Source organism: Viridibacillus sp. FSL H8-0110 (genome assembly GCF_038003565.1).
GTDB classification, from domain to species: domain Bacteria; phylum Bacillota; class Bacilli; order Bacillales_A; family Planococcaceae; genus Viridibacillus; species Viridibacillus arenosi.
Genome location: NZ_JBBOPJ010000001.1, coordinates 2713166 through 2739557, shown reverse-complemented (window position 1 = coordinate 2739557; position 26392 = coordinate 2713166). Strand labels below are relative to the sequence as shown.

27 protein-coding genes and 1 pseudogene are annotated in these 26392 nt (G+C 32.8%); 21 read left to right on the top strand and 7 right to left on the bottom strand.

Annotated elements, in window-relative coordinates:
* The first annotated feature begins 3 nt into the window (after positions 1 to 3).
* A complete protein-coding gene (locus MHH98_RS13770; RefSeq protein ID WP_340713087.1) occupies positions 4 to 1020 on the top strand; it encodes an asparaginase in 1017 nt (338 codons plus the stop codon).
* Between the two features lie 351 nt (positions 1021 to 1371).
* Here MHH98_RS13770 and MHH98_RS13765 read toward each other — a convergent pair whose 3' ends face one another.
* Entirely contained in the window at positions 1372 to 1782 is a 411-nt protein-coding gene (locus MHH98_RS13765) for a GNAT family N-acetyltransferase (protein ID WP_038189486.1), read from the bottom strand.
* 395 nt (positions 1783 to 2177) lie between these two features.
* Here MHH98_RS13765 and MHH98_RS13760 point away from each other — a divergent pair, with 395 nt between their 5' ends.
* From MHH98_RS13760 to MHH98_RS13740, 5 genes are all read left to right on the top strand, one after another.
* Positions 2178 to 2375 carry a DUF6501 family protein gene (locus MHH98_RS13760; protein WP_038189483.1) on the top strand — a complete coding sequence of 66 codons (198 nt, stop codon included), beginning with the start codon at positions 2178 to 2180 and terminating at the stop codon, positions 2373 to 2375.
* Between the two features lie 87 nt (positions 2376 to 2462).
* A complete protein-coding gene (locus tag MHH98_RS13755) occupies positions 2463 to 3326 on the top strand; it encodes an ATP-binding protein (RefSeq protein ID WP_038189480.1) in 864 nt (287 codons plus the stop codon).
* A gap of 10 nt (positions 3327 to 3336) precedes the next feature.
* Positions 3337 to 5235 (top strand): vWA domain-containing protein, encoded by a 1899-nt coding sequence (locus MHH98_RS13750; protein WP_076065841.1) that lies wholly within the window; start codon positions 3337 to 3339, stop codon positions 5233 to 5235.
* 232 nt (positions 5236 to 5467) lie between these two features.
* Positions 5468 to 6217: an IclR family transcriptional regulator gene (locus tag MHH98_RS13745; protein ID WP_038189474.1), complete on the top strand. Its 750-nt coding sequence runs from the start codon at positions 5468 to 5470 to the stop codon at positions 6215 to 6217.
* 21 nt (positions 6218 to 6238) lie between these two features.
* Positions 6239 to 7171: an aldo/keto reductase gene (locus tag MHH98_RS13740; RefSeq protein WP_038189473.1), complete on the top strand. Its 933-nt coding sequence runs from the start codon at positions 6239 to 6241 to the stop codon at positions 7169 to 7171.
* 166 nt (positions 7172 to 7337) lie between these two features.
* On the opposite strand, the gene MHH98_RS13735 is transcribed toward MHH98_RS13740, so the two are convergent.
* Positions 7338 to 7790 (bottom strand): hypothetical protein, encoded by a 453-nt coding sequence (locus tag MHH98_RS13735; protein ID WP_051448823.1) that lies wholly within the window; start codon positions 7788 to 7790, stop codon positions 7338 to 7340.
* A gap of 349 nt (positions 7791 to 8139) precedes the next feature.
* Between MHH98_RS13735 and MHH98_RS13730 the strand changes: the two genes are divergently transcribed.
* From MHH98_RS13730 to MHH98_RS13690, 9 genes are all read left to right on the top strand, one after another.
* On the top strand, positions 8140 to 8502 hold the full coding sequence (locus MHH98_RS13730) for a hypothetical protein (RefSeq protein WP_143691536.1): 363 nt from the start codon (positions 8140 to 8142) through the stop codon (positions 8500 to 8502).
* A gap of 434 nt (positions 8503 to 8936) precedes the next feature.
* The gene (locus MHH98_RS13725) at positions 8937 to 9632 is read left to right on the top strand and encodes a response regulator transcription factor (protein ID WP_038189469.1); all 696 of its coding nucleotides are present in this window, start codon (positions 8937 to 8939) and stop codon (positions 9630 to 9632) included.
* Position 9633: 1 nt separating this feature from the next.
* Complete coding sequence (locus tag MHH98_RS13720) at positions 9634 to 10569, top strand: sensor histidine kinase (RefSeq protein ID WP_038189466.1); 936 nt, start codon at positions 9634 to 9636, stop codon at positions 10567 to 10569.
* A 158-nt stretch (positions 10570 to 10727) separates the two neighbouring features.
* The gene (locus tag MHH98_RS13715; RefSeq protein ID WP_038189462.1) at positions 10728 to 11651 is read left to right on the top strand and encodes an ABC transporter ATP-binding protein; all 924 of its coding nucleotides are present in this window, start codon (positions 10728 to 10730) and stop codon (positions 11649 to 11651) included.
* Positions 11644 to 12336, top strand: a complete 693-nt coding sequence (locus tag MHH98_RS13710; RefSeq protein ID WP_038189459.1) for an ABC transporter permease — start codon at positions 11644 to 11646, stop codon at positions 12334 to 12336. The genes MHH98_RS13715 and MHH98_RS13710 overlap by 8 nt, the downstream gene beginning before the upstream one ends.
* 78 nt (positions 12337 to 12414) lie before the next feature.
* Positions 12415 to 13119, top strand: a complete 705-nt coding sequence (locus tag MHH98_RS13705) for an ABC transporter permease (RefSeq protein ID WP_038189456.1) — start codon at positions 12415 to 12417, stop codon at positions 13117 to 13119.
* A gap of 18 nt (positions 13120 to 13137) precedes the next feature.
* Positions 13138 to 14007, top strand: a complete 870-nt coding sequence (locus MHH98_RS13700; RefSeq protein ID WP_038189454.1) for a DUF4097 family beta strand repeat-containing protein — start codon at positions 13138 to 13140, stop codon at positions 14005 to 14007.
* 432 nt (positions 14008 to 14439) lie between these two features.
* Entirely contained in the window at positions 14440 to 14625 is a 186-nt protein-coding gene (locus MHH98_RS13695) for a hypothetical protein (protein ID WP_038189452.1), read from the top strand.
* A complete protein-coding gene (locus MHH98_RS13690; RefSeq protein ID WP_143691074.1) occupies positions 14615 to 16033 on the top strand; it encodes an amidase in 1419 nt (472 codons plus the stop codon). Before MHH98_RS13695 ends, MHH98_RS13690 begins: the two co-directional genes overlap by 11 nt.
* A gap of 141 nt (positions 16034 to 16174) precedes the next feature.
* On the opposite strand, the pseudogene MHH98_RS22120 reads toward MHH98_RS13690, so the two are convergent.
* A pseudogene (locus tag MHH98_RS22120) lies at positions 16175 to 17117 on the bottom strand (WYL domain-containing protein).
* Between the two features lie 116 nt (positions 17118 to 17233).
* Between MHH98_RS22120 and MHH98_RS13675 the strand changes: the two are divergent.
* The 3 genes from MHH98_RS13675 to MHH98_RS13665 all read left to right on the top strand — a co-directional run bounded on the left by MHH98_RS13675 (position 17234) and on the right by MHH98_RS13665 (position 18580).
* Positions 17234 to 17755, top strand: coding sequence for a dihydrofolate reductase family protein (locus MHH98_RS13675; protein WP_038189446.1), 522 nt, complete (start codon positions 17234 to 17236; stop codon positions 17753 to 17755).
* A 273-nt stretch (positions 17756 to 18028) separates the two neighbouring features.
* Complete coding sequence (locus MHH98_RS13670) at positions 18029 to 18268, top strand: DUF3784 domain-containing protein (RefSeq protein ID WP_051448822.1); 240 nt, start codon at positions 18029 to 18031, stop codon at positions 18266 to 18268.
* 117 nt (positions 18269 to 18385) lie between these two features.
* Positions 18386 to 18580 carry a YwbE family protein gene (locus tag MHH98_RS13665; protein WP_038189444.1) on the top strand — a complete coding sequence of 65 codons (195 nt, stop codon included), beginning with the start codon at positions 18386 to 18388 and terminating at the stop codon, positions 18578 to 18580.
* A gap of 87 nt (positions 18581 to 18667) precedes the next feature.
* On the opposite strand, the gene MHH98_RS13660 is transcribed toward MHH98_RS13665, so the two are convergent.
* From MHH98_RS13660 to MHH98_RS13645, 4 genes are all read right to left on the bottom strand, one after another.
* The gene (locus MHH98_RS13660; protein WP_038189441.1) at positions 18668 to 19666 is read right to left on the bottom strand and encodes a sensor histidine kinase; all 999 of its coding nucleotides are present in this window, start codon (positions 19664 to 19666) and stop codon (positions 18668 to 18670) included.
* Positions 19663 to 20334: a response regulator transcription factor gene (locus MHH98_RS13655; protein ID WP_038189438.1), complete on the bottom strand. Its 672-nt coding sequence runs from the start codon at positions 20332 to 20334 to the stop codon at positions 19663 to 19665. The genes MHH98_RS13660 and MHH98_RS13655 overlap by 4 nt, the downstream gene beginning before the upstream one ends.
* A 38-nt stretch (positions 20335 to 20372) precedes the next feature.
* On the bottom strand, positions 20373 to 21359 hold the full coding sequence (locus MHH98_RS13650) for an alpha/beta fold hydrolase (RefSeq protein WP_340713086.1): 987 nt from the start codon (positions 21357 to 21359) through the stop codon (positions 20373 to 20375).
* A gap of 278 nt (positions 21360 to 21637) precedes the next feature.
* Positions 21638 to 22168, bottom strand: coding sequence for a GNAT family N-acetyltransferase (locus tag MHH98_RS13645; protein ID WP_038189433.1), 531 nt, complete (start codon positions 22166 to 22168; stop codon positions 21638 to 21640).
* Positions 22169 to 22449: 281 nt separating this feature from the next.
* Here MHH98_RS13645 and MHH98_RS13640 point away from each other — a divergent pair, with 281 nt between their 5' ends.
* From MHH98_RS13640 to MHH98_RS13630, 3 genes are all read left to right on the top strand, one after another.
* Entirely contained in the window at positions 22450 to 23919 is a 1470-nt protein-coding gene (locus tag MHH98_RS13640) for a UDP-N-acetylmuramoyl-L-alanyl-D-glutamate--2,6-diaminopimelate ligase (protein ID WP_038189430.1), read from the top strand.
* A 404-nt stretch (positions 23920 to 24323) separates the two neighbouring features.
* Positions 24324 to 24758, top strand: a complete 435-nt coding sequence (locus MHH98_RS13635; RefSeq protein WP_038189426.1) for a MarR family winged helix-turn-helix transcriptional regulator — start codon at positions 24324 to 24326, stop codon at positions 24756 to 24758.
* A 16-nt stretch (positions 24759 to 24774) separates the two neighbouring features.
* A complete protein-coding gene (locus MHH98_RS13630; protein ID WP_038189423.1) occupies positions 24775 to 26325 on the top strand; it encodes an ABC transporter substrate-binding protein in 1551 nt (516 codons plus the stop codon).
* The last annotated feature ends 67 nt before the right edge of the window (positions 26326 to 26392 follow it).

Genomic DNA, 26392 nt, shown 5'->3' with positions numbered 1-26392 from the left:
CTAATGACTTATGATATTTTGATAAAAGAATATCGAGCAAATATGCTTGAAAATACTCATACAGGTATAATTTGCGGCGTAAATGACCAGCAGCAAACTGCGTTTCATATCGGTGATACGGAGCAATATGTTTTCTTACGTTCGGCAGCTAAACCGATACAAGCAATTCCTGTATTTATGACGAATATTATCGAAAAGTATCAATTGACTGAACAAGAAAGTGCTTTGTTTATGGCATCTCATCGAGGAGAATCTTATCAAGTAGATGCATTAGAGAGTATGCTGTCAAAACTACCTGTAAAAGAAGAGGAGCTTTATTGTGCTCCTTCTTATCCATTAAATAAAAGTCCACAACAGCAAGTCATTAGAGAAGGTAAAGAAAAGCGTAAATTGTATCACAATTGTGCGGGCAAACATATGGGCTTTATCACGGTTTGTCGAGAATTAGGTTACTCTGTTGATGAGTATTGGAAGCCAGATCATCCTCTACAACAGCAAATTCTACATATACTTGCCAAACTATCAAATATGGCAGTTGATCAAATTAAAACTGGTATTGATGGTTGTGGAGTTCCGGTATTTGCAATTCCTCTTAAAAATATGGCCATTTGTTTTCTCAAATTAGGTTGTCCAGATTTGATTGACGATATCGAAATAAGAAAAGCGGTAGTTAAACTAACTGCAGCTATGAACCGACATTATAATATGATTGCATCAGAAAACTTCATATGTAGTACGCTATTGAAAAGTTCAAATATTGTAGCAAAAGGAGGAGCACAGGGAGTTTATTGCTTTGCTTTAAAAGAGGAAAGAATCAGTATTGCGCTAAAGTTGATGAATGGTTCAGAAGATGTGTGGCCTAATATTATTGCTTCAATTTTAGAGCAGATAAATTATAAAGATAAGAACATGATCCAGTACTTAAAAGAATTACGACCTCCTTACATTAAGAATGATGCTGGAGAACTCGTTGGCCATATCGAAGAAGCATTTGTAGTTAACCATTTCAAGTTTATATAACTGTTAAATAAAAAAGCGATAGGAGACAGCATCTCATATCGCTTTTAATCATGTTATTTTCGTGTTTTCCATTCTGCAACGATAAAGAAGATAATGAAGAAGGCAAATGCGATGACGAAAAACCATCCCGGTAAGCTACCAAAGGACATGAGGACACCTCCAAGTGCGAAAAGTACAATTATATAGTATAAGCATACCATAAATCGGCTGAATATCACTTCACAGCAGTCCATCCAAGATTTTATGCAATTTTAAATTTTATCATTGATTAAATACGAAAAGGTAGAGTTATAGAATCAACTCTACCTTTTTTTGTAACATTATTATTACTAAATACTAGACAAGTACCAACTAATTCAACTTAGCAAACGATACTAAATCGCCTTTATCACAAGATTGAAACCCTTGTTTTTCATAAAAATGTCTTACATCAGGAGCTTCTTCAGTTAATAGTACTTTTTGACGAACACTTTCATATCTATTTAGTACATCTTGTATTAATTGAGAAGCAATTCCTTTGTTTTGATACTCTTTTAACACTAGTATGTCCTGAATATAAATTATCGTTAAACCATCACCAACTATACGAATTAACCCCACTAAGTTGTGATCATCCCAAGCAGATACGACCTCTAAAGATTGAAGTAATGCTTGTTGAAGCAATGCTATATCTTTTGTATAAGCAGTCCAACCAACATCGTTATATAAATTTTTTAATTGTTCATTACCGATAGTTTTACTATTTTTAAATGTTAATTCCATTTATTATCCTCCTCAAAATTTTATTTTGAAGAGTTACTTCTTAATTTATCCACTGTCTTATACCTCCTTTCAAAATTATTTACTTTCAGTATTTGGTTAATCAATATATATCTTTTTAAGGAATATTTTCCATATCAATTATATCAGATTTTTTAAATAATTGTTAAAAACGATGAATTTTTGTATATAAATTTTTTAGTAAATATGAAAAGCTTTCACTAATAAAAGCAGTTAAGATTGACTTGCGTTTATAAATCACTTTATTATTCAGTTACAATTTCTCAAAAAAATATGCGCTTTTCTCGCACATTCCAGTGAAAATCGTTTAAAATAGGAGAATGTAATCTATTTACGTATTTATTAAGGATTTTCTAATAAGAGAGGTTGTTTATACCATGTTACATTTAAAATGGAAAGACGCACCAACGATTAAAACAGTTACTTGTAAACAAACAGATGCAAAGAAATACCTTGTATCAAATGTACTAACAGTTGGAAAAGAATATGAAGTGAAAAATGAAACAGAAGAATTCATTTTTGTTATCGATAATTCAGGAAATATTGGTGGCTTCTACAAAGAATACTTCGAATAAGTAGTAGTATTAAACAAAAACGGCTTCCGCAAAAATATGCGAAAGCCGTTTTTTATCATATGTAAGCTCAACAAGGAGGAACTAGACATGCATGATTTAGTTGAAAAGATTAAGAATGAGCGTCTTGCTCGTGTATATAGCGAAGAACAGGCATTACTTATTGGAAATGGTGGCTATATTTCACCAGACCCGACGTTGTGGCAAGATGTCTTGATCAGTGTTGCTTTGCAAAAACCAGTGCTATTAAAAGGGCCTGCGGGTTCAGGTAAAACAAAGTTAGCTGAATCGGTGTCTGCTTATTTTGGACAGCCCATGCATAGTATCAACTGCTCGGTTGATTTAGATGCTGAAAGCTTACTTGGCTTTAAGACAATCGTGCAAAAGGATGGAGAAACAGTAATTGAGTTTGTGGAAGGACCTGTTGTTAAGGCGATGAAGGAAGGGCACTTACTATATATTGATGAAATCAATATGGCAAAGGCGGAGACATTACCGATTTTACACAGTGTTCTTGATTATCGACGTATGTTAACAAATCCGTTTACGGGAGAAGTAATTGAAGCTCATCCACATTTTAATGTAATATCGGCTATTAACGAAGGCTATATCGGAACAGCACCGATGAATGAGGCACTGAAGAACCGTTTTATTTCCTACAGTATTCCATACTTAGCTGGTGAGCAGCTTAAGAATTTATGGGAAAGTGCTTTCCCAAATGCACCACAAGGTTTGAAAAACGTCATGTACAATTTAGCTGAGGATTTGAAGGGGCAGGTGCAAAATGGCTTGCTAAGTGAAGAAGCCGCATCTATCCGTAGTTTAATGGACGCTACTGAGTTAGCTCAATATATTGAACCACTGCGCGCAATTCGCTATGCAGTTGCTGAGAAATTGGACGATGTTGGAGAACGTGAGCTCGTAATGGAATTAGCTAAAACGTGGGTGAAGTGAGGTTGATTGCATGTCACAGATGAATCGCTTTATTCAATTTAATAATGAACAGATTAATGCACGCCAGATGCTTCATTATGAGCAATTAACGCGAGCGTTATCTCATGCACCATACTTATCTTTAACAGAAAGACAAGTGCTAGAGTTACGTCCTAAGGAGCAGGCACTGTCAATTAGTGTTTTTTGGCGTCATCGTGATCGGGCAATCATGCATGCTGGGCGATTATCGGATATCTATTTGCTAGCGGCTGGCTTTTGGCGCTATTTTTCAGTGCAGCCCTTTTTAGAATTACTTGAGGATTTACAAGGGGAACCTAATGCCCAATTATTTGAGCAACTTGTATTAATGGCAGAAGAATTCCGTTTAATGGATGCGGTCGAGAAGGAACGCCCAGGTACTGGTGAGGCATTTAACGTAAGACGTAGAGTGTATTTGGAGTTTCATAAGCAGCAACTTCAAGTTAATTTACAAAAGGGCTTTTTAGCAGATGCTACTTTGAATTATTTATTCGTCATGGCACATGAAGGCTCTATGCAATTAGATACATCTAGTATGCCTGACTTTTTTGAACTATTACAATTCACTTGGCAGTCTCTTTATGATACTCGTTCAACTGAAGATAGCATTGAGGTTGTTTATCGCGTAATGGCTATGATTGCAGAACATATGGAAAAAGACTTAATGCACACTTACTATGCAGTTATGGATTCTATAGCAGAAGCAGCAAAGTTCAATGAACATAAAGGTGTTACAGAACAAGAACAAGGTAACAAAGAAGAGGCAAAAGAAACGATTGAAGAGCTATTCCGCACTTGGCATCGCGAGTCACAGTCTGACGATGGCGTCCATATGCGTTATGAACTAGAGCATGGTAATGAAGGAAAGGCAATGTCAACAGAAGCGGAAGAAGGACGAGAAGGAGCAGAGATTTCCGAAGTCGGTATTGGTGGAGCACAAGATCAAAAGGATTCTGTACAACAAGATGATAATGACGATGTAAAAAAATTGCCTCCTGAGAAAAAGCGAGCAGGCAAATATTTTGGTGAAGAACATCGAAATGTCGTCTATGAAGAGAGAAGAATTGAAACGGTCCGAGAAACTGGTTCAATGGATGATTTAGTCACTTGGCGTACTACGCAAGAACCTTATGTGAAGGCATTAATGGCTGAATTCAGAAAGCGTATGGCTCAAAAGGAAATTGCCAGACGTGACCATTTAACAAAAGGTCGACTTTCCTCCAAACTAACAACCTTTTTAATCGATGAAAGACCAAAACCATTTTATAAGAAAAATTCACCAGCGAAGCCTCTAGATGCAGTGTTTGGTTTATTAGTTGATGGCTCGGCTTCTATGATTGATAAAATGGACGAAACAAAGCAAGCAGTTCTGCTTTTTCATGATGTTTTGCGCAAAATGGGCATCACACATGAAATCGTCTCTTTTTATGAAGATGCCTACGAAGCAACGGAAGAAATACAACCGAATACATTTGAATGGGTGCATAAATTAGAGGACGGTGCAAAGGATAGTGGCTCTGCCATTATGGCGTTGGAAGCGCATGAAGATAATCGCGATGGATTTGCAATTCGCTGGATGACGAAACGATTAGCAGCTCGTGATGAAAAGCATCGATTTCTACTTGTTTTCTCCGATGGGGAACCCTCAGCATTTGGCTATGCTCAAAATGGGATTGTTGATACAGCAGAAGCAGTAATGGATGCAGAGAAGAAGGGCATTCATGTCATGCATTTATTCTTGAATACTGATATGCCAAGTGAGGAGCAGTTGCAGTTATTCAGAATGATTTATGGACCTCAATCTGTTGCAGCAGATAGTGTGGAGAAGTTTACGGATGTGACGTTGAGGTTGTTGAGGAAGATGATTGGACTTGTTATTCAGTCTGGATGATAAATGTTGATAGGATAATTAAAGATAAATGATTGGATGTGGCAGGAGAAAGCTATACAATTACATTTTCTCCTTCTAAGTAAACATATTAAGAGTATTGACGACAGTAAGCTTAAGGTTACAGGAAAAATTCAATTCAAACTCGTATTTTCCCTATATACGAAAATAAAGCATAATTATTTTCTATTTACTCAATCAATCTTTATGCTAAATATGTAGTGAGGTGAGTGAGTTGAAGTCAACAGAGCAGCGAACATTGCAAAATGGACTAAGGATGCTGGAGTTATTAAAACAGCATCCAAAATTGAAAGCGACTGATATTGGGGATGCACTTGGATTAAGTTCAACATCAACTTATCGGATTTTAGCAATTTTACAAGAATACAAGTTGATCTCGAAAGAAAAATCATATTTTCAATTGAATCAGGCCTTTTTTCAAACGGTCATTGTGAATCCTAAAAAGATTCCTTGGCAAGAATTAAAAACGCCATTTGAAGTTGTAAAAGAAATACAAGAAAATGTCTATCTTGCAGTGATTGAAGATGAACAACTTATTACGAAACGAATTGTGAATAGAGAAGGAATAGAGATTGATGTACAGTCAAGGAAGAGAAAATCAAAGGTGCATCATTCTGCCATAGGTAAAGTATTACTGGCTTTTTCATCTGATGAAGATCAAAAAGACATAATTAATAACATCGACTTTTCGCCAATGACTTCTCAGACTTTTCAAGAAAAGGATCTATTTCTAAGACATATTCAAGAGATTAACAAACGTGGTTATGCTATAGATGATGAGGAAACTGAAATTGGTATGCGCTGTATCGCAACACCGATTTTGATCAATCATGAAGTAGTAGCGGCCTTTGCAATCTCAGGTTCAACTGAGAATATATCACGTCGAAAATTTAATCAGCTATCAAAAAAAATCATCAATTACAGTCAACTAGTTGCTGAGGAACTCATTCACTTATCACGCTAAATGTAAAAGGAGGAATCTTGGATGAACTATACGACAATTGAAAAACAGGATATTTCCATTTCAACAATTGGTTTAGGCACGAATGCGGTCGGTGGTCATAACTTGTTCGAAAATTTGAATGAAGAAGATGGAAAAGAATTAGTGAAAGTAGCATTAAACAACGGGGTTACACTTATTGATACGGCAGATATATATGGGCCTGGTCGTTCAGAAGAATTAGTTGGAGAAGTACTTCAAAGTTTCCCACGTGAGCAATACATATTAGCTACAAAGGGTGCGAGAATGCAGAATGAACAGGGAGAAATAGTCACAAATAACGCGCCTGACTATCTACGAAGTGCTTGTGAGGCTAGTTTAAAACGTTTAGGTTTAGACTATATTGATATTTACTATATCCATTTCCCAGAACAAGGTGCTTCACTTGAGTTAGCAGTTGCTGAATTGGTGAAGTTGAAGCAAGAGGGGATAATTAGAGCAATTGGTATTTCTAATGTAACGCTTGAGCAGTTAAAAGAAGCTAATAGTACAGGGAATATTGATGTTGTCCAGTTGGAATACAATATGCTAAACCGTGCTATTGAAGAAGATATTTTACCATATTGCATCGAGCAACAAATTGCTGTTGTTGCATATGGACCTCTTGCTTTTGGTATTCTTGGAGGGAAATATACAAAAGATTTGAAATTAGATAGTGGTGACTGGCGAAATCGTGTAGATCTTTTTAAAGCTGGAAATTTTGAAGCTAATTTAACAAAAGTTGAAAGTTTAAAAGAAATAGCCTTGAAGAAAGATACGACAGTTGGTAATTTAGCAATTGCGTGGTTACTAGCACAAAAAGGTATAACAGCTGTTATACCTGGAGGAAAAAAGACAAATCAATTATTAGAAAACTTAAAAGCAAGTGAGATCAAACTTACAGCCGAAGATTTAGCTAGTATTGAAGCGATTATTTAAGACAAATACTCAATGCCATAAAAGCCGTGAATGACAACATTTTTGTCATCCGGCTTTTATTATCTAATTCCTTAATTCATCATTATTCAGAAATAATAAAAGAACCGGCTCTTCTCAGTAGAATCATACTTTGGTTTTAGAATAGTCGCTGTTAGTTCATTGAAGATTATTTTACTTCTATTGAGAAGGCGTGATTTCCACTTCCATCTTTCCAATTAGCCATAACGTGATAAATGTACACACCTTTTTCTTTTGGCGCTAAAATTTTGGCATCTTTAACTTTTATATTTTTTATATTTTTTTTATCTCTCCATTCTTCCACTTGTAAAGTTCCGGCAAGAGGCTTTCTTTTAAATTTAATTCTTATTTCTTGATTAGGAGAGACTTTCATTGGTTTATGTACTTTTGCCATTTCTAAAGGGGAAGAATAAATCTTATCTACACATCTAGTAAATAAAGGACCATCCCAACAAAATGAGCCTTGTGTAGTAGGAATGACAGTTTTTCCAGTCGTTATTTTTGGTGTGGGCGGTTCTGAACGAAAAGGTTCAAAAATAAATGTACAAATTACAATTAATCCAATAATAATGAATACATAAATTTTTTTTATTCTATTCACCTTCTTCTACAGTAATTACTATAATTTCCAAAAATGCATTTTAAAAATAGCTATTACTCTAGCTAATCAACTTACTGAATTGAAGTACGAGTAGTGATATTTCTATTTTAATAATAAGTTCTACAAATATTACGGAGTACCTTTAAATTAGTGATTTTCATTAATATCATAAATTTCTTTATGGAATATACGTTTGTTGAAGCGGAGTAGTTCCAATGAGTATCATAATAGCCCAATAAAAAAATTTATATAATATTACATCCATACTGTATATAATTTTGATATAGTTATTTATTCCAAAATAAGGTAAAATAATAAATTAAGAGGTATTATGAAGAAGGAGAAATTGATGAAAATTGATGCCATTATACAATTACTATTATTTATTATGATACCAACTTTTTTGATGAGAAGGTCTTTAATGAAAATGTCAGAAGAAGATCGAAAACGGTTTGTGGGTGAGTTGACGAAAAAAAGTGTTCTCTCTACTTACAGTTTGATAGCACTTAGTATTCTACTTTTAATGATTGGACGAATCGTTGACATAGTTTTTTTGAAAATAATTAGCGGTTTGCTATTTTCAATTGGAGTAATTGTACATAGCGTTCTAATATGGTTTCATGTTTCATCTAAATATAAAGCATTACTAAGTACCACCTTAGGAATTATCGGTTTAATAATTTTTTTATGGTCGTTATGGAAAATTTACTGAAGAAAATATCGAAGAAGTTATCTGGTAATAATCAATTAAGTCTATTCAAGAGGTATGTTTGTATAAAAATAGTACATAGAATGGAAGTGCCGAGCTTATGAAATCTATTAAAAAGTATATTTTTATATTCTTGGTTGCCATTATTACATGGAATATTATTGATTACTTCACTCATAAAGATGATCCTTTTATGAAAGGGTTCCTCTTCTGTTTGGCATTAGCACTAATGCAAATAGTTGTAGATTGGGTATGGGACACTAAAGAAGAAAAGTAGAGGAACATTTCAGTATCACTTTCTATTTTTTCCATAATTAATCATAGCCTTATATTATTTAGCTTCCACTCTAAATAAAATTTAACCTTTTATTATCAGTAAATCCATATTGAGGTATAATTACTTGTGTGAATATGTAAAAGCTAGGAGCGAGAAGTGCATGAAATCTAATATTTTACTAGTTGAAGATGATATATCAATACAAGAAATGGTCGAAAGCTACTTAACAAAAGAAGGCTTTGTAGTAGCGACGGCTTATGATGGAGAAGATGGGCTAGCGAAGTTTATGCAAGGTTCATTTGATCTAGTCATTCTTGATATTATGATGCCGAAGATAGATGGTTTAGAAGTTGTGAGATTGATTCGCGAAAAAAGTGCTGTTCCAATTTTAATGATGTCTGCTAAGGATACTGATGTTGATAAGGCGATTGGCTTAGGTCTTGGGGCAGATGATTACATTTGCAAGCCCTTTTCGATGATTGAGTTGTCTGCAAGAGTAAAGGCAGGAATTCGTCGTTCGACAAAATATTCAGTTCCTCCAAAGGTAGACGATAAAATTATTCAAATTGGTGACTTGAAAATAGATACAATCAATTATACAGCTTGGAAGAAAGGTGAAGTCATTAAACTCACATCTAAAGAGTTTGAGCTATTAAAGTTATTTGCAAAAAATCGTAATCGTGTATTTTCGAAAGCTCAAATTTATAATCTCATTTGGAATGAAGAATATTATGGTGATGAAAATGTTATTAATGTTCATATGAGAAGACTGCGAGAGAAGATTGAGGACGATCCATCAAACCCAGTGTATATTAAAACGTTATGGGGAATCGGATATAAATTGGAAGTGATGTAAAATGGAGTTTTTTTTAATATTGATAATTATCGTATTAATAGGTTTTATCGTTTTCCAATACAATATGCAGCAAAATAAAGATAAGGATTTAAGATACATTTATGAGAAGCTACAGAATAATTTAGAAAAGCAAACAACTGAAAAGTTATTAGTAGTAACTGATGATAAAGAACTGCAAAAGTTATTAGTGGTTATTAATCAATTCTTAGTAGCAAAGCATACAACAAATGCAAATCAAGCAAAGGTAGAAATATCAATGCGTAAAATGCTCTCTAATATATCGCATGATTTGAAAACACCGCTTACGGTTGTTCTCGGCTATATAGAGATATTACATACAGATCCAACAATGAACGAGGATGAACGACAAGTTTTGTTAGAAAAGGTACATATAAAAACAATTGAAGTAATGGAACTTATTCAAAAATTTTTTGATTTATCCAAACTGGAGTCAGGAGATAAGGAAATCGAGTTAACGAGAGTTAATATGAACGAAGTATGTCAGGGAAATATTTTATCGTTCTATGATTTACTTATGGCGAAGGGCTTTTCGGTTGAAATTGATATTCCGAATGAACAACTATATGCACATGGAAATACAGATGTGTTAAGTAGAATTTTAAATAATTTAATATCGAATGCAATTACGTATGGTGATGATGGAAAAACACTGGGAATAACTTTGAGAAGTGATGACAAGACAGTGTACATTGATATTTGGGATAAAGGAAAAGGTATTTCGGAGTCACATATCGATAAAGTTTTTGAGCGAATGTATACATTAGAAGATTCAAGAAATCGTTTATATCAAGGTAGTGGACTTGGGCTGACAATCACGAAACGGCTTGTCGAAGCTTTAGGTGGGGAAATTCATCTTTCAAGTAAGCCTTATAATAAAACAGCATTTACAATTATGTTAAAAAGAATGAAATATTAGCTTGTAGAAATTCTACAAGCTTTTTGTTTTGTTTCATGCCACAACAATGAATATCTCCCTTCGCTTTTGAAGGGCTTAAGAAATTTGTAAGAATCGAGTAAGAAAAAAGAGATGTTCGTTTCGTACAATAAAAATAGACAGCGAAAGGGGAAGACAAAATGTCATATATATTAAAAACAAATCAACTAACAAAAGTATTTGAAGGAAAAGAGGTTGTTTCCGAGGTCAATATGCATGTGAAGCAAGGTGAAATATACGGATTTTTGGGTCCAAACGGGGCCGGTAAAACTACGATTATGAAAATGATTACAAATTTAATCAAACCGACGAGCGGTGATATTGAAATTTTTGGTCAAAAGTTAACGAATACATCATACGAAGTCTTAAAAAGAATGGGGACAATTATTGAATATCCTATTTTTTATGAGAAGCTAACAGCTCGAGAAAATCTTTACTTACATTGTGAATACATGGGCTATTATGACAAGAAGTCAATTGACCATGCTTTAGATCTTGTGAAGTTAAATAATGTAGATGATAAAAAGGTGAAAGATTTTTCACTTGGAATGAAACAAAGATTAGGAATAGCTAGAGCGATTACGACAAAACCAGAACTGTTAATTTTAGATGAACCTATCAATGGCTTAGACCCAATCGGTATTAAAGAATTGCGAGAGCTATTTAAAATGCTTTGCAAAGAATATGGCATTACTTTATTAGTTTCTAGCCATATATTAGCTGAAATGGAACAAATGGCAGACACTATTGGAGTCATTCAAAATGGAAAATTGATCAAAGAAGTTTCTATGAAGAGTATCAAAGGAGAACAGACAGATTTTATTGAGGTGAAGGTTCAAAATATCAAAAAGGCTGCTTTCATTTTAGATAATCAGCTAGGATTAAAAAATTATAAAATCGTGAGTGATCAAACAATTCGCATATATGAGATGACCGCAACACAGCAAGAGATTTCAAAAGCCCTAATTATGAATGATATTGAGATCGAAAGTATCAACAAAAAGCATAGCTCTTTGGAGGAATATTTCATGAATTTAATGAACGGAGAGGGGATTCATGCTTAAATTAATGCAATTAGAACTTGTGAAAAATAAATTTGGCTGGTATTTCAGAGGAGCAATAATAGCAAACATCCTTATGATAGCCTTACTTTGGTTCGTAATGTACATCTCTCAAATTGAAGGTGACATAATTGCTACGACGCATCTAGACTTTTTCGTAATAATTGGTGCAATGGTCAGAGCTACATTTATTGTGTTTGCCTCGGTATTAATCGCGAAAATAGTGATTGGTGAATATAAAAGCAAAACCATACTGATCATGTTTTCATATCCAATTAATCGTAAGAAATTAATTGCTAGTAAATTGCTTTTTATTGCTGCTATAACTTTTATAACCATGTTATTGAGTAATATCGTAGTTGCGGGTTTATTTTCAATCATTAGTAATGTTTTTAACATTGTTCCATTTTCAATAACTGCAAGTCAATACATTGCTGAAGTTTTGAAAACGATCCCATATTCATTTGCCTCTGCAGGAATCAGCTTGATTCCATTGTATTTTGGAATGCGTAAACATTCTGTTCCTACAACTATATTGTCATCTCTCTTAGTAGTGTCAATTGTTTGCTCTTCTAATCCAGTATTCTCAATGGTTACTTTTATTCCGGTTCAATTAGGCCTTGCAGTTGTTGGAGTGATCATTGCTTTCTTATCGATTCGAAATATTGAGATAGAGGATGCAATTTAATTTTAAAAGAGGTATTTAAAGAACGTTGCAGGATAGAAAAAATAGTCTTTCTTAAAATCTTTCTTGGAGGTAATCAACATGTTTAAACTTATGAAACTGGAATGGAAAAAAAATCAGTTATCCAGTTATTTTAAAGGGTTAGTATTTAGTATATTGGGGATCTTAGCTGCTGTTTGTTTAATGGCGTGGGTATCTAAAGTTGAGGATGATCTTATGTTTCGAGATTATACCGAATTCATGTCTTTAACGAATATTTTCATTAGAATCGTATTTATCATTTTTTCGAGTGTTATTTTATCAAGAATAGTAATTGATGAATACAGGAATAAAACGATTCAATTATTATTTAGCTACCCGTTGAAACGAAAAAAATTAATGCAAGCTAAGTTATCAATTGTCTTTGGGTTTTGTTTTTTTAGTATTATTATCGCTACTTTTATCATTAGTGTGATAATTTATTTTTTAAATCCAATTTTAGAATTCTTTCCAACACCAATGAGTTTAAGTGAAATAGTTGCAATAGTTCCAACAACTTTTATTAGTGCTTTTATGATTGCTGGAGTAAGCCTGATTCCTCTGTACTTTGGAATGAGAAAAAAATCAACTGCTACAACCATTACCTCGGCCGTAATAATTAGCTTCTTAATAAATGGAAATGTATCAAGTGGTGGAACTCAGGTTAGTCTTATACAATTCATTGTTGTTCCAATTACACTATGTCTTCTAGGCCTTTTAATCGGCTATCTCTCTTATCATAAAGTTGAAAAAATAGATTTGGTTTAAAAGGAATGAGGAAATGAAGTGAAAAAATTCATAATAACATCCATTATGTTAATCGCTATTTTTGGATTAGTTTTAAGTGGGATGGAAAAAAGATTGGATAAATTTGTGGGAGAAAAATCATTTGATATTGAGGGCATTAAAGAATTAGTAATAAACAATGAATCTTGGGATCTTGAGTTTAATAACAGTGAATCCAATAAATTAACTGTCACATTTGAAGGTAAACAAAAAGACAAAAAGAATGATCCAGTCACAATCAAAAGCAAAAGCAAGAGGATAATAATTAGTCAGCAAGATGAAGATGGTGGGTTTACTGATAACTTCAGCTTTGGAAAAAAAGGAATTATTCATATTTCAATCCCACAGAACGCTTTAGATACGCTTACAGTAAATAATAGCTATGGTGATATAAAAATGAATGATATTAAGAGTAAAAACGTAATAATTTCAAACGACTCAGGTACGGCAAAAATTGAAGGACTGTCAGCCGAGAAAGGTAGATTTACGTCAAAAGATGGTGAACTAAGTTTGAAAGAAAGTTCGTTAAAAAATTTAACATCAGCTTCTACTTCTGGTGATAACTATTTAATGAATGTGAATAGCCCTAATATGAATATTACTTCAGTAGATGGTGAAGTGTCAGTGAATGATGCAGTAGAAGGAAAGACATTACTCGTAGAAACAAAGTCAGGAGATATTACTGTGGCCTATAAAGAAGTTCCGACTTCCTTGAAAATTACGGCTAACAGTAATTCATCTGATATAACACTAAATTTAGATAGTTTGAAATTAGACACGGATACTGAAAAATCAAAAGTAGGCACAATTGGCGACGCATCAAATCAATTGGAGCTCTTAAGTAAATATGGCACTATCAATGCAGAGTAACAATAAATAGAGAAATGTAGTATACTCTATAACTTTAAAAAGAACGATTGATCTTACCCTTTAGAAACAATAAATATTTAAATTTTTTTTAATACGCTTGCAAAGTAGACTAAAAGCTGTCAGCTCTTAGTTTATTTTTATGCAAATAAATAGATAATATTTTTATTAGGAGAGTAAAACCTTTTATCCAATTGACAATAATCTACCAGTCATGTAATGTTTAATATGATTTAGAAAATTATGAATTTTTTGATTTAAAGAGAATGATTTGATTTTAACATAGCGTATTTTTAACAAAATAATCCTCATATGAGGTTACTATTCTATTGTTAATCGTATATTTTTCTTTCTACATTTAAGAAACTTTGGTCCAATCTTATTAGGTCATAGACTTATTGAGATATATGAATAATTTTGAGGAGAGTGATTCATTTGTCATTGTCGATTCAAGAATTGTTAGAGAACAAGGGGATTCAAGTAAAGAAAGACCATTTTGAAAGTTTGCAAGAGAAATGGGAAGGTATACAAGCGCTAAGAGGGAACTTAGAGGGAGTTAATATTGATGATGCTGACATTAGTCTGAAGAATATTCCTGGAGGTGACCACATTGATGAATGATCTAATTTTGAAGTCAGTTGATGAACTTGCACCGTTAATTAAAAATAAAACATTATCGCCAGTTGAGCTAACAAAAGCTGTCCTAGATCATGCGGAAAAAAGTCAGGACAAGATTAACTCATATATGTCTTTTTATAGAGAAGAAGCAGTAGAAGCTGCTAAAAAAGCAGAACAAGAAATTATGCAAGGTAATTATCGTGGGATGTATCATGGTATGCCAATTGCACTTAAAGATAATTTATATTTTAAAGATAAAATAACAACAATGTCTTCAAAAATTCATAAGGATTTTGTTTCTGATTACGACGCTACAGTAGTTAGAAAATTAAGAGATGCAGGTGTTATTTTTACTGGGAAACTCAGCATGCACGAATATGCATGGGGGATAACAAATAATAATCCACACTATGGTCCAGTAAGAAATCCTTGGAATTTAAATAAAATTCCTGGGGGTTCAAGTGGTGGTTCAGGAGCTGCTGTAGCAGTAGGTGCTAGTATTGCGTCGTTAGGGACTGATACTGCGGGGTCTATTCGTATTCCTTCATCTGCATGTGGTATTGTAGGTCTTAAGCCAACACATGGTCGAGTTAGTAAGTATGGATGTTATCCACTTGCTTGGTCTCTGGATCATATTGGACCAATGACAAAAACAGTTAAAGATGCAGCAGGGATGTTAGAAATTATTTCTGGCTATGACAGAAATGATCCTACTTCTGTAAATGTCTCTATTGATAACTATATAGGACAAGTTACAGGTGAGGTGAAGGATATAGTAATTGGAGTTAATGAAGATTACTTCTTTAATCAAGTAGATGATGATATTAATAAACTTGTTCGTGCTAGTATTCAAAAACTAGTAGATCAAGGAGCTAAAGTAGAAACGGTTAAAATTCCAACACTTCAACATTCTGAATGGGCTGAATTAGTCACTTCTTTATCAGAAGCTTCTGCTATACATCACTCAGATTTAATGAACCGACCAGATGATTTTGGTGATGATATTCGATTCTTATTTGAATTAGGAGAGCTTCCTTCGGCTGTTGATTATTTACAAGCACAGCAAGTTAGAAGACAGTTAAAACATGAATTTAACGAAGTATTTAATAAGGTTGATGTATTAATATCACCAACACTACCAATTATAGCGCCAACTATTGGCGAAAATTTTGCAGACTTGAATGGTGAAAAAGTAGATTTAATAGATAATATTATACGTTTTACTGGTCCAGGGAATTTAACGGGTTTACCTGCATTATCAGTACCTTGTGGTTTTAAAGGAGATATGCCAGTAGGAATACAAATCATGGGACCAGCTTTCAGTGAAGGTAGAGTATTAAATGTAGGCTATGCAATTGAGCAAACACAACCTTTAAAGGGAAGAAAACCACTTATTTTTACTAACGCATAATGCAAAACACAAATTGATTTTTAATAATAAATAGAAAAAGCAGGAGCATTTTAGCTTCTGCTTTTATTTGTATGTTTTTTGAGGTTAGTGGCCTATTATTGAAAAAGGAGTTATTGGAAAGGGCATAATAACGTAAATACTTTAATTATTACGTTGATACATAGTTAAAATTTCTTCAGCTTTTAAACGTAAGCTATCTATTAATTCCTTTGGTTCTAATACTAGCGCATCTTTTCCAAGTCTAAAAAATAATGGAGTTATAAAATTAATCTCACCTTGGTCAATGTCAGAATCGATATATCCAGTTCCATCTTCTTTTGTTTTCACAAGCCCTTCAAAACTAGGCACACTTTTACATTGACGTACACCCTCCATAGATAAAAGAACATTCAATCGGATTGGTCTTTTTACATCATGTGAGTCAAACCATTCTTCTAAATTCATGAATTCATCATTATTATTTTCAGTTGATAAAACTGAAAGAATACGATCAACACGATACAGCAAAATTTTCTGCTTACTAAAATCATAAGCAGGCATATACCATAGTGCGTCATGAGCATATACACCGATAGGGCGAATATGTTTTGCTTTTATGCCTGCCTTAGACTCATATTGAATATGTAAACTTCTATTTTCTATAGAAGCTTCTAATACATCGTTTAATAATGGAGTATCAATTGTCCTTTTAGGGGAATTTAAAATTTCCATTCGTACAGTTCATCGATATTTATATTGGATTTGAGTGATATGGGTTTACCAATTTATGCTGAGCAAGGTCGGAACGGTGGATATACAGTTTTATCAAACAGACTGCTCCCTCCGATTTTATTTACCGAGGAAGAAGCTGTTTCAATTTTTTTTGCTTTTCAATCCCTAAATTATTATCGCAACTTGCCTTTTGATACCGAAATCAGCTCAGTTGAACATAAATTATATAGTTCACTTCCGAATGATGCCAAAGTGAAAGTCGATAAGATTCGTTCTTATATCGCTTTTTGACATCCGCAATTTCTTGTGCTGTGAACTTTCTTTTTGCATTAGCAAACATAAGAATATCTAGTAGACGTTTTGCTTTTGACATTTTTTCACCTTTTCTTTTTAATCATGCCATTACTTGTCATGTTTTATCGTTAGTATAGTTAATACCTAATGATTTTATCAATAAGGGACAAACTAAAAATAAAAGGAGACAAGAATATGGCACGAGAAGTTATTTTATATATTGGTGTTAGTTTAGATGGATTTATTGCTAAGGAAGATGATGATTTGCAGTGGTTAGAAGAAGTTGAAGGTGAGGGTGACACTGGATATACAGCAATGTATGAAACAATTGATACAACGATTATGGGAAAAAGAACATATGACTACGTGATGGAACACGCAGAATCATTTCCATATCCTGATAAGAAAAATTATGTATTTTCTACCTCTGAAAAAGGTTCAACTGAATATGTAGATTTTGTAAAAGAAGATGTAGTTGAGTTTACTAAAAAATTGAAAAAACAAGAAGGCACTAAAATTTGGATGGTTGGTGGTTCGGGGATACTCGATGCTTTTGTTAAAGAAAATTTAATAGACGAATATATTATAACTGTGACACCCCATATATTGGGATCTGGAATTCCATTATTTAAAGAAAAAAACCCACAAATCAATTTAACTTTAATAGATACAAAGCGTTTTGGACAATTTGTCCATTTACATTATAAAGTGAAATAACTAGTATGTATTTCTTTGCTATTTTAGAATAGTATTAAAAACAGGGAACTTCTATCTATTTTAGAGTAGTGTGCATAAATATGCATAACGAGGAATAGACAACACTATTAAGAGTTTTTCTACTTATATTCATTATCAAACAAAATGTCGAAATAAGCAATAATCAATAACTATTAATAAGAGGATGTAGAATTCATGATTTCAAAAATAGAGTTTTTTATAGCTGTTTCTATTTGTTTAATCATTGGTTTACTTATGTTCTTTTGTGGATGATTGATATGGAAAAAGAAAAAGCTTAGTTTAATCGCTGGTTTCCAGGAATCTGATTTTAATGGGGACAAGGAAAAACTTGCAAAAGATATATGGATATTCTCGATATTTATAGGTGTTGTTGGAATCGCATTTCCTTTTAGCATTCAGTTAATTGGTGAATGGGTAGCGTGGGTATTGACGATTGTCATTTTTGTAAGCTCCATTTTTAATGTCATTAAGATTAATATTGGAAATAATTGATGTGACTTATGTGTGAAATAAAACTCTACATAGTATATAGCTACCTGTTATCCATCCATTAAAATCGTTATGCTATACTAGATGAATCATCAAAGCAGTAGAGAAGGGAATTTTCAAATGAACGGACAAAATCGAAGTGACGTAAAACCTGGACTTGTCGTAGATATTATCTTGAAGAAAGATCAACGAACAGGTATTAAAACGAGAGGTGTCGTAAAGGATTTATTGACGAATTCTTCTTTCCACCCTCATGGAATTAAAGTTCGTCTTACAGATGGTCAAATTGGCCGTGTATGTGACATCATCGAATAAAAATAAAAAGCTGGGAATGACTGATTTGGTCATCCCAGCTTTTTATCTTGAAGTAGTTTTGAAAACAAATGCTATTGTGTCATGGCTTTATTCATTGTATTCTGTTGTAAAACTAAATAACGTTCCATTTTTATTTGACTGTAAAGTATATTTTATATTCAATGACCTAGATATATCTTCAATTATTTTTAAACCTAGCCCCGTATTATTATGAGCGATATTGAAACCAATTCCATTATCTTGGAATGAAATAATATTATTGTCTACGATAATTTCTAGTTTTGTTGCATTTGAATGTTTTAATGTATTTTGGAAAATATTATCGAACAATCTTTGAAGCCATAAATCGTTACTTACCCATGTTAAATCTTTATTTAATGTACTATAAATCAAATCAATATCATGAATGCTATACAAATAACTCCACTTCTTGCACATGACTTCTAATAAATTATTCATATTCACTTCATCATTTAGGATATAAGAATTCTCCAACGAATCAGTAGAATGTATATTCAGTTCATTTGTTAAATCAGAAATGTATTGTATTTGTTGGTAGAGTGATTCTAGTATAGGTACTTGATCAGTAAATTGGTCTTCTAAATAAAACAATTGTAATCTAACGGTAGTTAACGGTGTATTTATATCATGCCTTAATTTATTTAAAAGTTCTTTTTTTATTTCTTCTTTTTGCTTTAGTTCTAATTCTCTATACGTCGTTCTTTCGATTAATATATTTACAGACTTGATTAGTTCACCTATTTCATCATCTCTAGTTACAACTATTTTTTCAGGGATTTTTTCATCACTAGCCAAATTTCTAATAGTTTTATTCAAAATATTAATTTTGTTTAATAATGAGTTAATAGATTTCGAAAATAAAAAGGCTAGCAAAAATAAAGAAAGTAAAAATAGGAACAGCATAGTTGGATATGCAAAAGATTCATGAAAAGGGATGTCTTGATGTTTTGATTTAAAGGTAGCATTATAAATTATTGACATAAGCACACTAATCACTAGTAACAAAAAGGGCACACTAATAATTGCAGAAAATAATAATAACTGATATTTCTTTTTTAAATTCATTTTTTTATATAGGTATTTAATCTATACCCTTCTCCATATATATTTTGTATAATCTCACCATTAATATCATTAATCTTTGTTCTAATTTTTTTCATGTGTACGTTTATGATATTTTGATTTCTATCATCTAATGGCCATAAATAATTAAAGAAATGTTCTTTTGTCAAAATGCGATCTCTATTATCATATAAATAAAAGAATATTTTTCTTTCAATAGATGTAAAAGGAACCTCATTATTTAAGTTATTATTAAAAACCCTAGTAAGATCCGCATCAATATATAAATGTTTGATTTGTGTAAAAGTACCGTATTGATTCTCTAGCATTTTCTGAATTCTTAGTAATAACTCTCTAGGGTCAAATGGCTTTATCATATAATCTTCACCGACTGTCAAACCTTGAAGTTTGCTATCAATATCCTGCCTTGCAGATAGAAAAATAATCGGGATATTTAAACCTAAATTTTTTATCTTTTTGGTGATTTGATAACCATCTTCACCGGGTAACATGACATCCATTATAACTAAGTCTATTTTATGGATTACATCTAGTACTTCTTTACCGTTTGTTTTCCAACAAACATTATACTCTTCGCGTCGTAAAATCTTCTGTAGTAAATGACCAATCATAAGATCGTCTTCAACAATTAAAATGTTATATTCTTTCATTGGTTTGACCTTCCAGTATCATAATTAATGTAAATCGTTTAATTTTTCTCTACTCTATTATTAATAAAATCCTTGGCAAGGTTATAAATCTTATCTGGTGAATATAAATAAATGCTGTGCTTTCCTTCTATAGTTAGCACATCGGATATTAATAGTTGTTCTGCAAACTCTTCATAATCTTTATTTTTCTGCTTAGTATATTTTGAATTTTTATTTTCTTCAGCAATTGCATCTAAAAATAAAATAGGTGTTTCTGTTGGTATCGGTAGGTCAACTGATTTTTTACCATTTTCGTATACCTGTAAAAGTTCTTGCTCCATATTGTTATTAAAAAACTGTTTATATGAAATGGCTTTAAATACTTCTTTTTCATGTTCAGTTAAAAACGACTGTTTAATTACTTCGGGATTAAATGTTAAAGAAGGAAAGAGTCGATGAATACCCACTTTTGATAAAAGATTCATTCCTCTTACTGTTATTGAATCAACTAGGCTCATTTTATGAGTTACATACTGTTGGGGTAAACCAATATCTAAAGCAATAATTCCCTTCACTTCATTTGGGTATTTTTGCGCCCAGTAAATAGCTTCTAATCCAGATAAAGAGTGTGGTACTAATATATATGGTGGTGTATTACCACTCTGAATAAGTGCGCTTCTAGTTTGTTCTAATATAGTGTCGATATCTCTGTTATCGTTAAAAACATCACTGAGACCATAGCCCGCTCTATTAATTACAGCAATTTTATTTTCTGTTGAGAATTTGCTATAAAGACCTTTCATTTCATAAACAGGGGCAGCTACTCCTGAGCCGGGCATAAATACATACGTATCCCCACCTCTACCTTCAATGTAAACATTAATCTTTTTACTATTAAAATCGACTAACGCACCTGCATTTTTAATTAGTGCCGACTCTTTCTTTAAAAGATAATTATGGTAGGTAAAGATGGATGCGGTTACTAGTACCATTAAGATAATGAACAGAACAGATAGTTTTATTAATACTTTAATTATTTTTCGCATAGTATTCTCCTTTCGACTTATATTGAAAGGATATAATATAAAAATAAATTTCTAATTAATTTTCTAGTAATTAATTTTTCGTGATTTTATCAAAGAGGAACTGGGTGAAATGATTATTGGTTTTGCTTACTGGAAAAAATATAATATGAAAAATTGAGCAATATTGTATTTACATTACCACATTAATGCAATTTCTGACGGGCTTTTTTCACAAAAAAACCCATTAGATAATAAAATCCAATGGGGGATAGTTAGACAATGTTAATCTGATTGATATGTTATTCAAAAAATGCACTTGAGTATTCAACTACACCTGAAACATTACTAAGAGCGTTATCACTTAATTCAAATGCCATAATTGCATCATCCGGCACTTCAAAAGGTGCTTTTATTTTCCATGATGATGCTTTTTTAAATCCGAATTGCGGATAATAGTCTGGGTGTCCTAATACGACAACAGATTTGTAACCGAGTTCTTTAGCTTTTTCTAACGCTGTGTTTATTAAAAGCTTGCCAATGCCTTTGTTTTGATACTCAGGTAATACAGAAACTGGGGCAAGTGCAAGAGACTCTGTAGATTGATCCACATTGATTATTTTAATTTTTGTTAAAAGAATATGCCCAATAACTTCATCATTAACAACTGCGACTATAGATAATTGAGGGATGAATGTATTAGTTTTTCTTAAGCGGTCCACTAGCTCATGTTCTGTTTTATCACTAAATTCCATGTTCACAAATGCTTTTTGTACAACATTTTCTGTGAATTTATAATCTGAAGATTGCTCTTGTCTAATTGTTATGTTCATTTTTACAACTCCTAAATACATCGCTTTTCTAATATTTACCTTTAGTTTAGCGTAATTCTTTTAGCGTTTAATCATTTTGTAAGTTCTTGGTTTTAAAACACTTCATTCAATGAAATAAAAATGTTCTCATTTTACTTATCAGTTATTAATTATAATTTTTCAGTAAAAAGGTGCTCACATATTAGAGCGCCTTTTTAGTATAAATATTTCACAATAGGTCATAAATAAAATGCGCGGATTAATATAAATGACTCGTTTTGTAACCTAGGAGTGAGCCGTAGATGAAATTAAACATACTATTGGAACATGTAGATAAAGCTGTGAATTCACATCTTCTTGATATTGATGTAGATATAAAAGGGATCGCCACAAATTCTTCTTTAGTACGTCCTAACGACATTTTTGTAGCAATTCCAGGCTATCGTGTAGACGGTCATCAGTTTATAGATGCCGCTATTCAAGCGGGAGCGAGTGTAGTGGTTGGAGAGAAAGACTTAAAAGACTTGATTGTACCTTATGTTCGAGTAATTAACAGTCGTTTAGCACTTGCGCAAATAGCGTGTCAGTTTTATGGTAACCCTTCACGAAATAAGATTGTAATTGGTATTACTGGTACGAATGGTAAAACCACAACTACCTATATGCTTAAGTATATTTTGGAAAGCTGCGGAAGATCTTGTTCTTTATTTGGTACAGTTCAGAATGTTGTTAATGGAAAAACCTTACCCTCTGTAAATACTACCCCCGATGCACTAGAACTTCAAAAGCAAATTGCCCTGAGTGAAGATGAATTTATAATAATGGAAGTTTCATCACACGGTCTTTCTCAATATCGTGTAGAGGGTGTAGAATTTGATTATTGTTTATTTACAAATTTAGATAAAGAACACCTTGATTATCATCGTGATATGGAGGCTTACTTCTCTGTAAAGGCAAGCCTGTTTGATCAATTAAAGCCTAATGGACTAGCCATTATTAACCATATGGACAATTGGGGGAAGAGACTAGCAGATCTTTTAACTTCAAAAGGATATCAAATATTTTTGGTAGGCGACAAAAGTTACCATGATCTACAAATCGTTCATTTCAAATCAGGTGTATCAACAGTATCCCTTAAAGGGAATCAAAGTTTCGAATTAAGTCTTAACATTTTAGGGAAGCACAATATTCTGAATGCTTCTATGGCTTTTTTAACTGCTTTATTGATAGGTATTCCACAACAAAAAGTTGTTTATGCATTAGAAAAATTTCCGGGAGTACCCGGTAGATTTGAAATGCTACAACATCCTAATGGAGCTACAGTTGTAATAGATTATGCTCATACAGCAGATGCCTTTTATCAGTGTCTTCAAACGGCAAGAGAAGAAGGCGCCAATCGTGTATTTCACGTTTTTGGATTTAGAGGGGATAGGGATAAGGAAAAGAGACGGGATATGGTTAGTGTTTCCAAAGAAATAAGCGATGTTCATATTCTAACATTGGATGATTTGAATGATGTTCCTTATGAAGAAATGGAGCAGGCTCTTTATGCATTAAGTGATGGAGGGTATGTCATTTCTGATCGAACAATAGCGATAAAAGAGGTATTGGAGCATGCCCATAAAGGAGATTGGGTTTGTATAACAGGTAAAGGGGCAGAAGATTACCAACAAAAATTTCGTTTGCCAACAGCCTCTGATAAGGAAACAGTCCAGTTTCTTTTTCAAAAAATTGATGAAGCAACAAATGGAGGGTTTGAGCCTCTTCATTAATGGAGAAGCAATAACGTGAAAGAATTGATATTGTTAAATGCAATAGGATTTTAAAATATAAAACGATATGCAATCTTCCTAAACGATGTAATTGAGAGCCTTCTCAAAATTAATTAATTCTAAAATATTTTGTCCAAAAATGTATAACGCATCAAGTGAAGTAAATAAACTCATTAAATTTAATTGAGACATGTTAAAAACTCTTTTTGATTGAAATTTAATCAAAAGGAGTTTTTTTGTGTATTTGCTTAAACATTATTTAAAAGTTATATAAAGAATTTACTTTAATACGCTTACGAGAAATATAGAATTTATTTGCTGGTTTTAATAAAAATAATAGTTGACTAAAGCCACTTTCTAATTTAAAGTAAATCTAAAATTCAGAATAGGATGAAAATTAAGAAATGTCAGAAAAAATAATACAAGATATAAAAAAGTTTAATCGTTTTTACACACGTCACATGGGGCTTTTTAACATTTACACCGATGAAAGTCCTTATTCAGCTACGGAAGCATTAATTCTATTTGAAATCTCCAACAAGAAAGACTGTACAGCTGCATATTTATCAAATTATTTTCTATTAGACAAAAGCTATATAAGTAGAATTCTAAAACATTTTGAACGAGATGGTCTTATAGCAAAGAAGCTTTCTGAATTGGATCGTCGTATTCAACATATAGAGCTCACAGATATAGGAGAGGAGGCATTAAAAACACTTGCTGATAAGGCTAGTAACACTGTTCAAAGTATGATTGATAAAATTTCTGAAGAAGAAATCGAAATCCTAGTTGAATCGATGAAAAAAATCGAAGAGATATTATATTCAAAAACTCAATAATGGGGAGCATCGTTATATGAAAAAAAGTATCTTTGTTTTATTAGCAGTAAGTTTATTGTTAATGTTATCTGCTTGTACTGAGGGTACAGCAGGTACGAGTAATTCAGGTAAAGAAGGTAACACTTCCTCATCAAATAAAGATAGCCTTGTCATTGCATTTGAAGCTGATGCTGGAACTTTAATGGCAAATACAGACGTTAATTATGTAACTGACACACAAATTCGTAATGTCTATGATGCCCTTATTGGTCGGGATGGTCAATCTGGGGAATTCGTCCCTGAGCTTGCTGAAAAATGGGAAAACGTAGATGAATTGACTTGGAGATTGAATTTAAAAGAAGGAGTCAAATTTCATAATGGAGCTGATTTCGATGCCAATTCAGTCAAATTCAGCATTGACTACATCTTGGACGATGCGAATAAATCATTTTATAAAACTCGATGGGTGGACGTGAAAGAAGTGAAAGTTATTTCACCGTTGGAAGTTGAGATCAAAACAAGTAAGCCTTTCCCAGGCATAATTCAGCGTATTGCTGAAGATTTACTAATAATGGAACCAGGCTATGTTAACGAGGTAGGAACAGAAGTAGCAGCAAAAAAACCAGTAGGAACTGGAGCCTATAAATTTGTTGAATGGTCTAGAGACAACTATTTGAAATTAGAAGCTTTTGAGGATTATTGGAGAGGGAAACCACAAATTAAGACATTAGAGTTCCGTTATATCCCAGAATATAGTTCACGTTTATCTGCTTTCTTAAGTGGAGAAGTAGATTTGTTTAAAAATATTCCAGTGGATTCAGTTGGGAAAATTGAAGGTGATGATAAATCGAAAGTAGAAGAAGTTGCATCAGCACGTATTAATTACCTTGCTTTAAACACATTTTTTGATGGTCCACTAAAAAATGAAAAAGTTCGTCAAGCATTAAATTATGCGGTGGATGTAGATGAATTACTCAATTCGGTTTTGAATGGCCATGGGACAAAAATGACAGGTCCGCTTTCAGAAATCAATTCAGCCTACATCGAAACTAAAGGCTATGATTACGATAAAGAAAAGGCAAAAAGCTTATTGAAAGAAGCAGGATATGAATCTGAAACTTTAACCTTAACGTTGGATACACCAAATGGTCGTTATCCTATGGACTCCCAAGTTGCTCAAGCTATTGCTGCTCAGTTACAGCGAATTGGTGTGAAGGTCAATGTTCAAGTGAACGAGTGGGGAGCACATTTGGAGAAAATAAGAAATAGAGAAATGGGTGACATGTTTATTCTAGGATGGGGACCAGCATTCGATCCGCAATCTACAATTGAGGATCTCTTCACAAAAGTTGCACCGTACAGCAGTTTTTATGACAAAGACATTGAAACAAAAATTTATAAAACAACCGCTTTGTTTAATGAAGAGGAAAGACTTGATGGATTTGCTGAACTTCAAAATAGTTTAGTTAAAAAAGCTGCTTGGGTTCCTTTATGGCAACAGGCAGACTTATATGCTGTCCGAAAAGACTTGAATTTCAAAGCTCGAGTGGATGAGAAAATGCAAGCGTATGAGATGTCATGGAATTAAAAATTCTATTATAAATTGGGCGAATTAAGAGGGATTTGTTGTTTCCCTCTCTTTTAATAAATAGGTA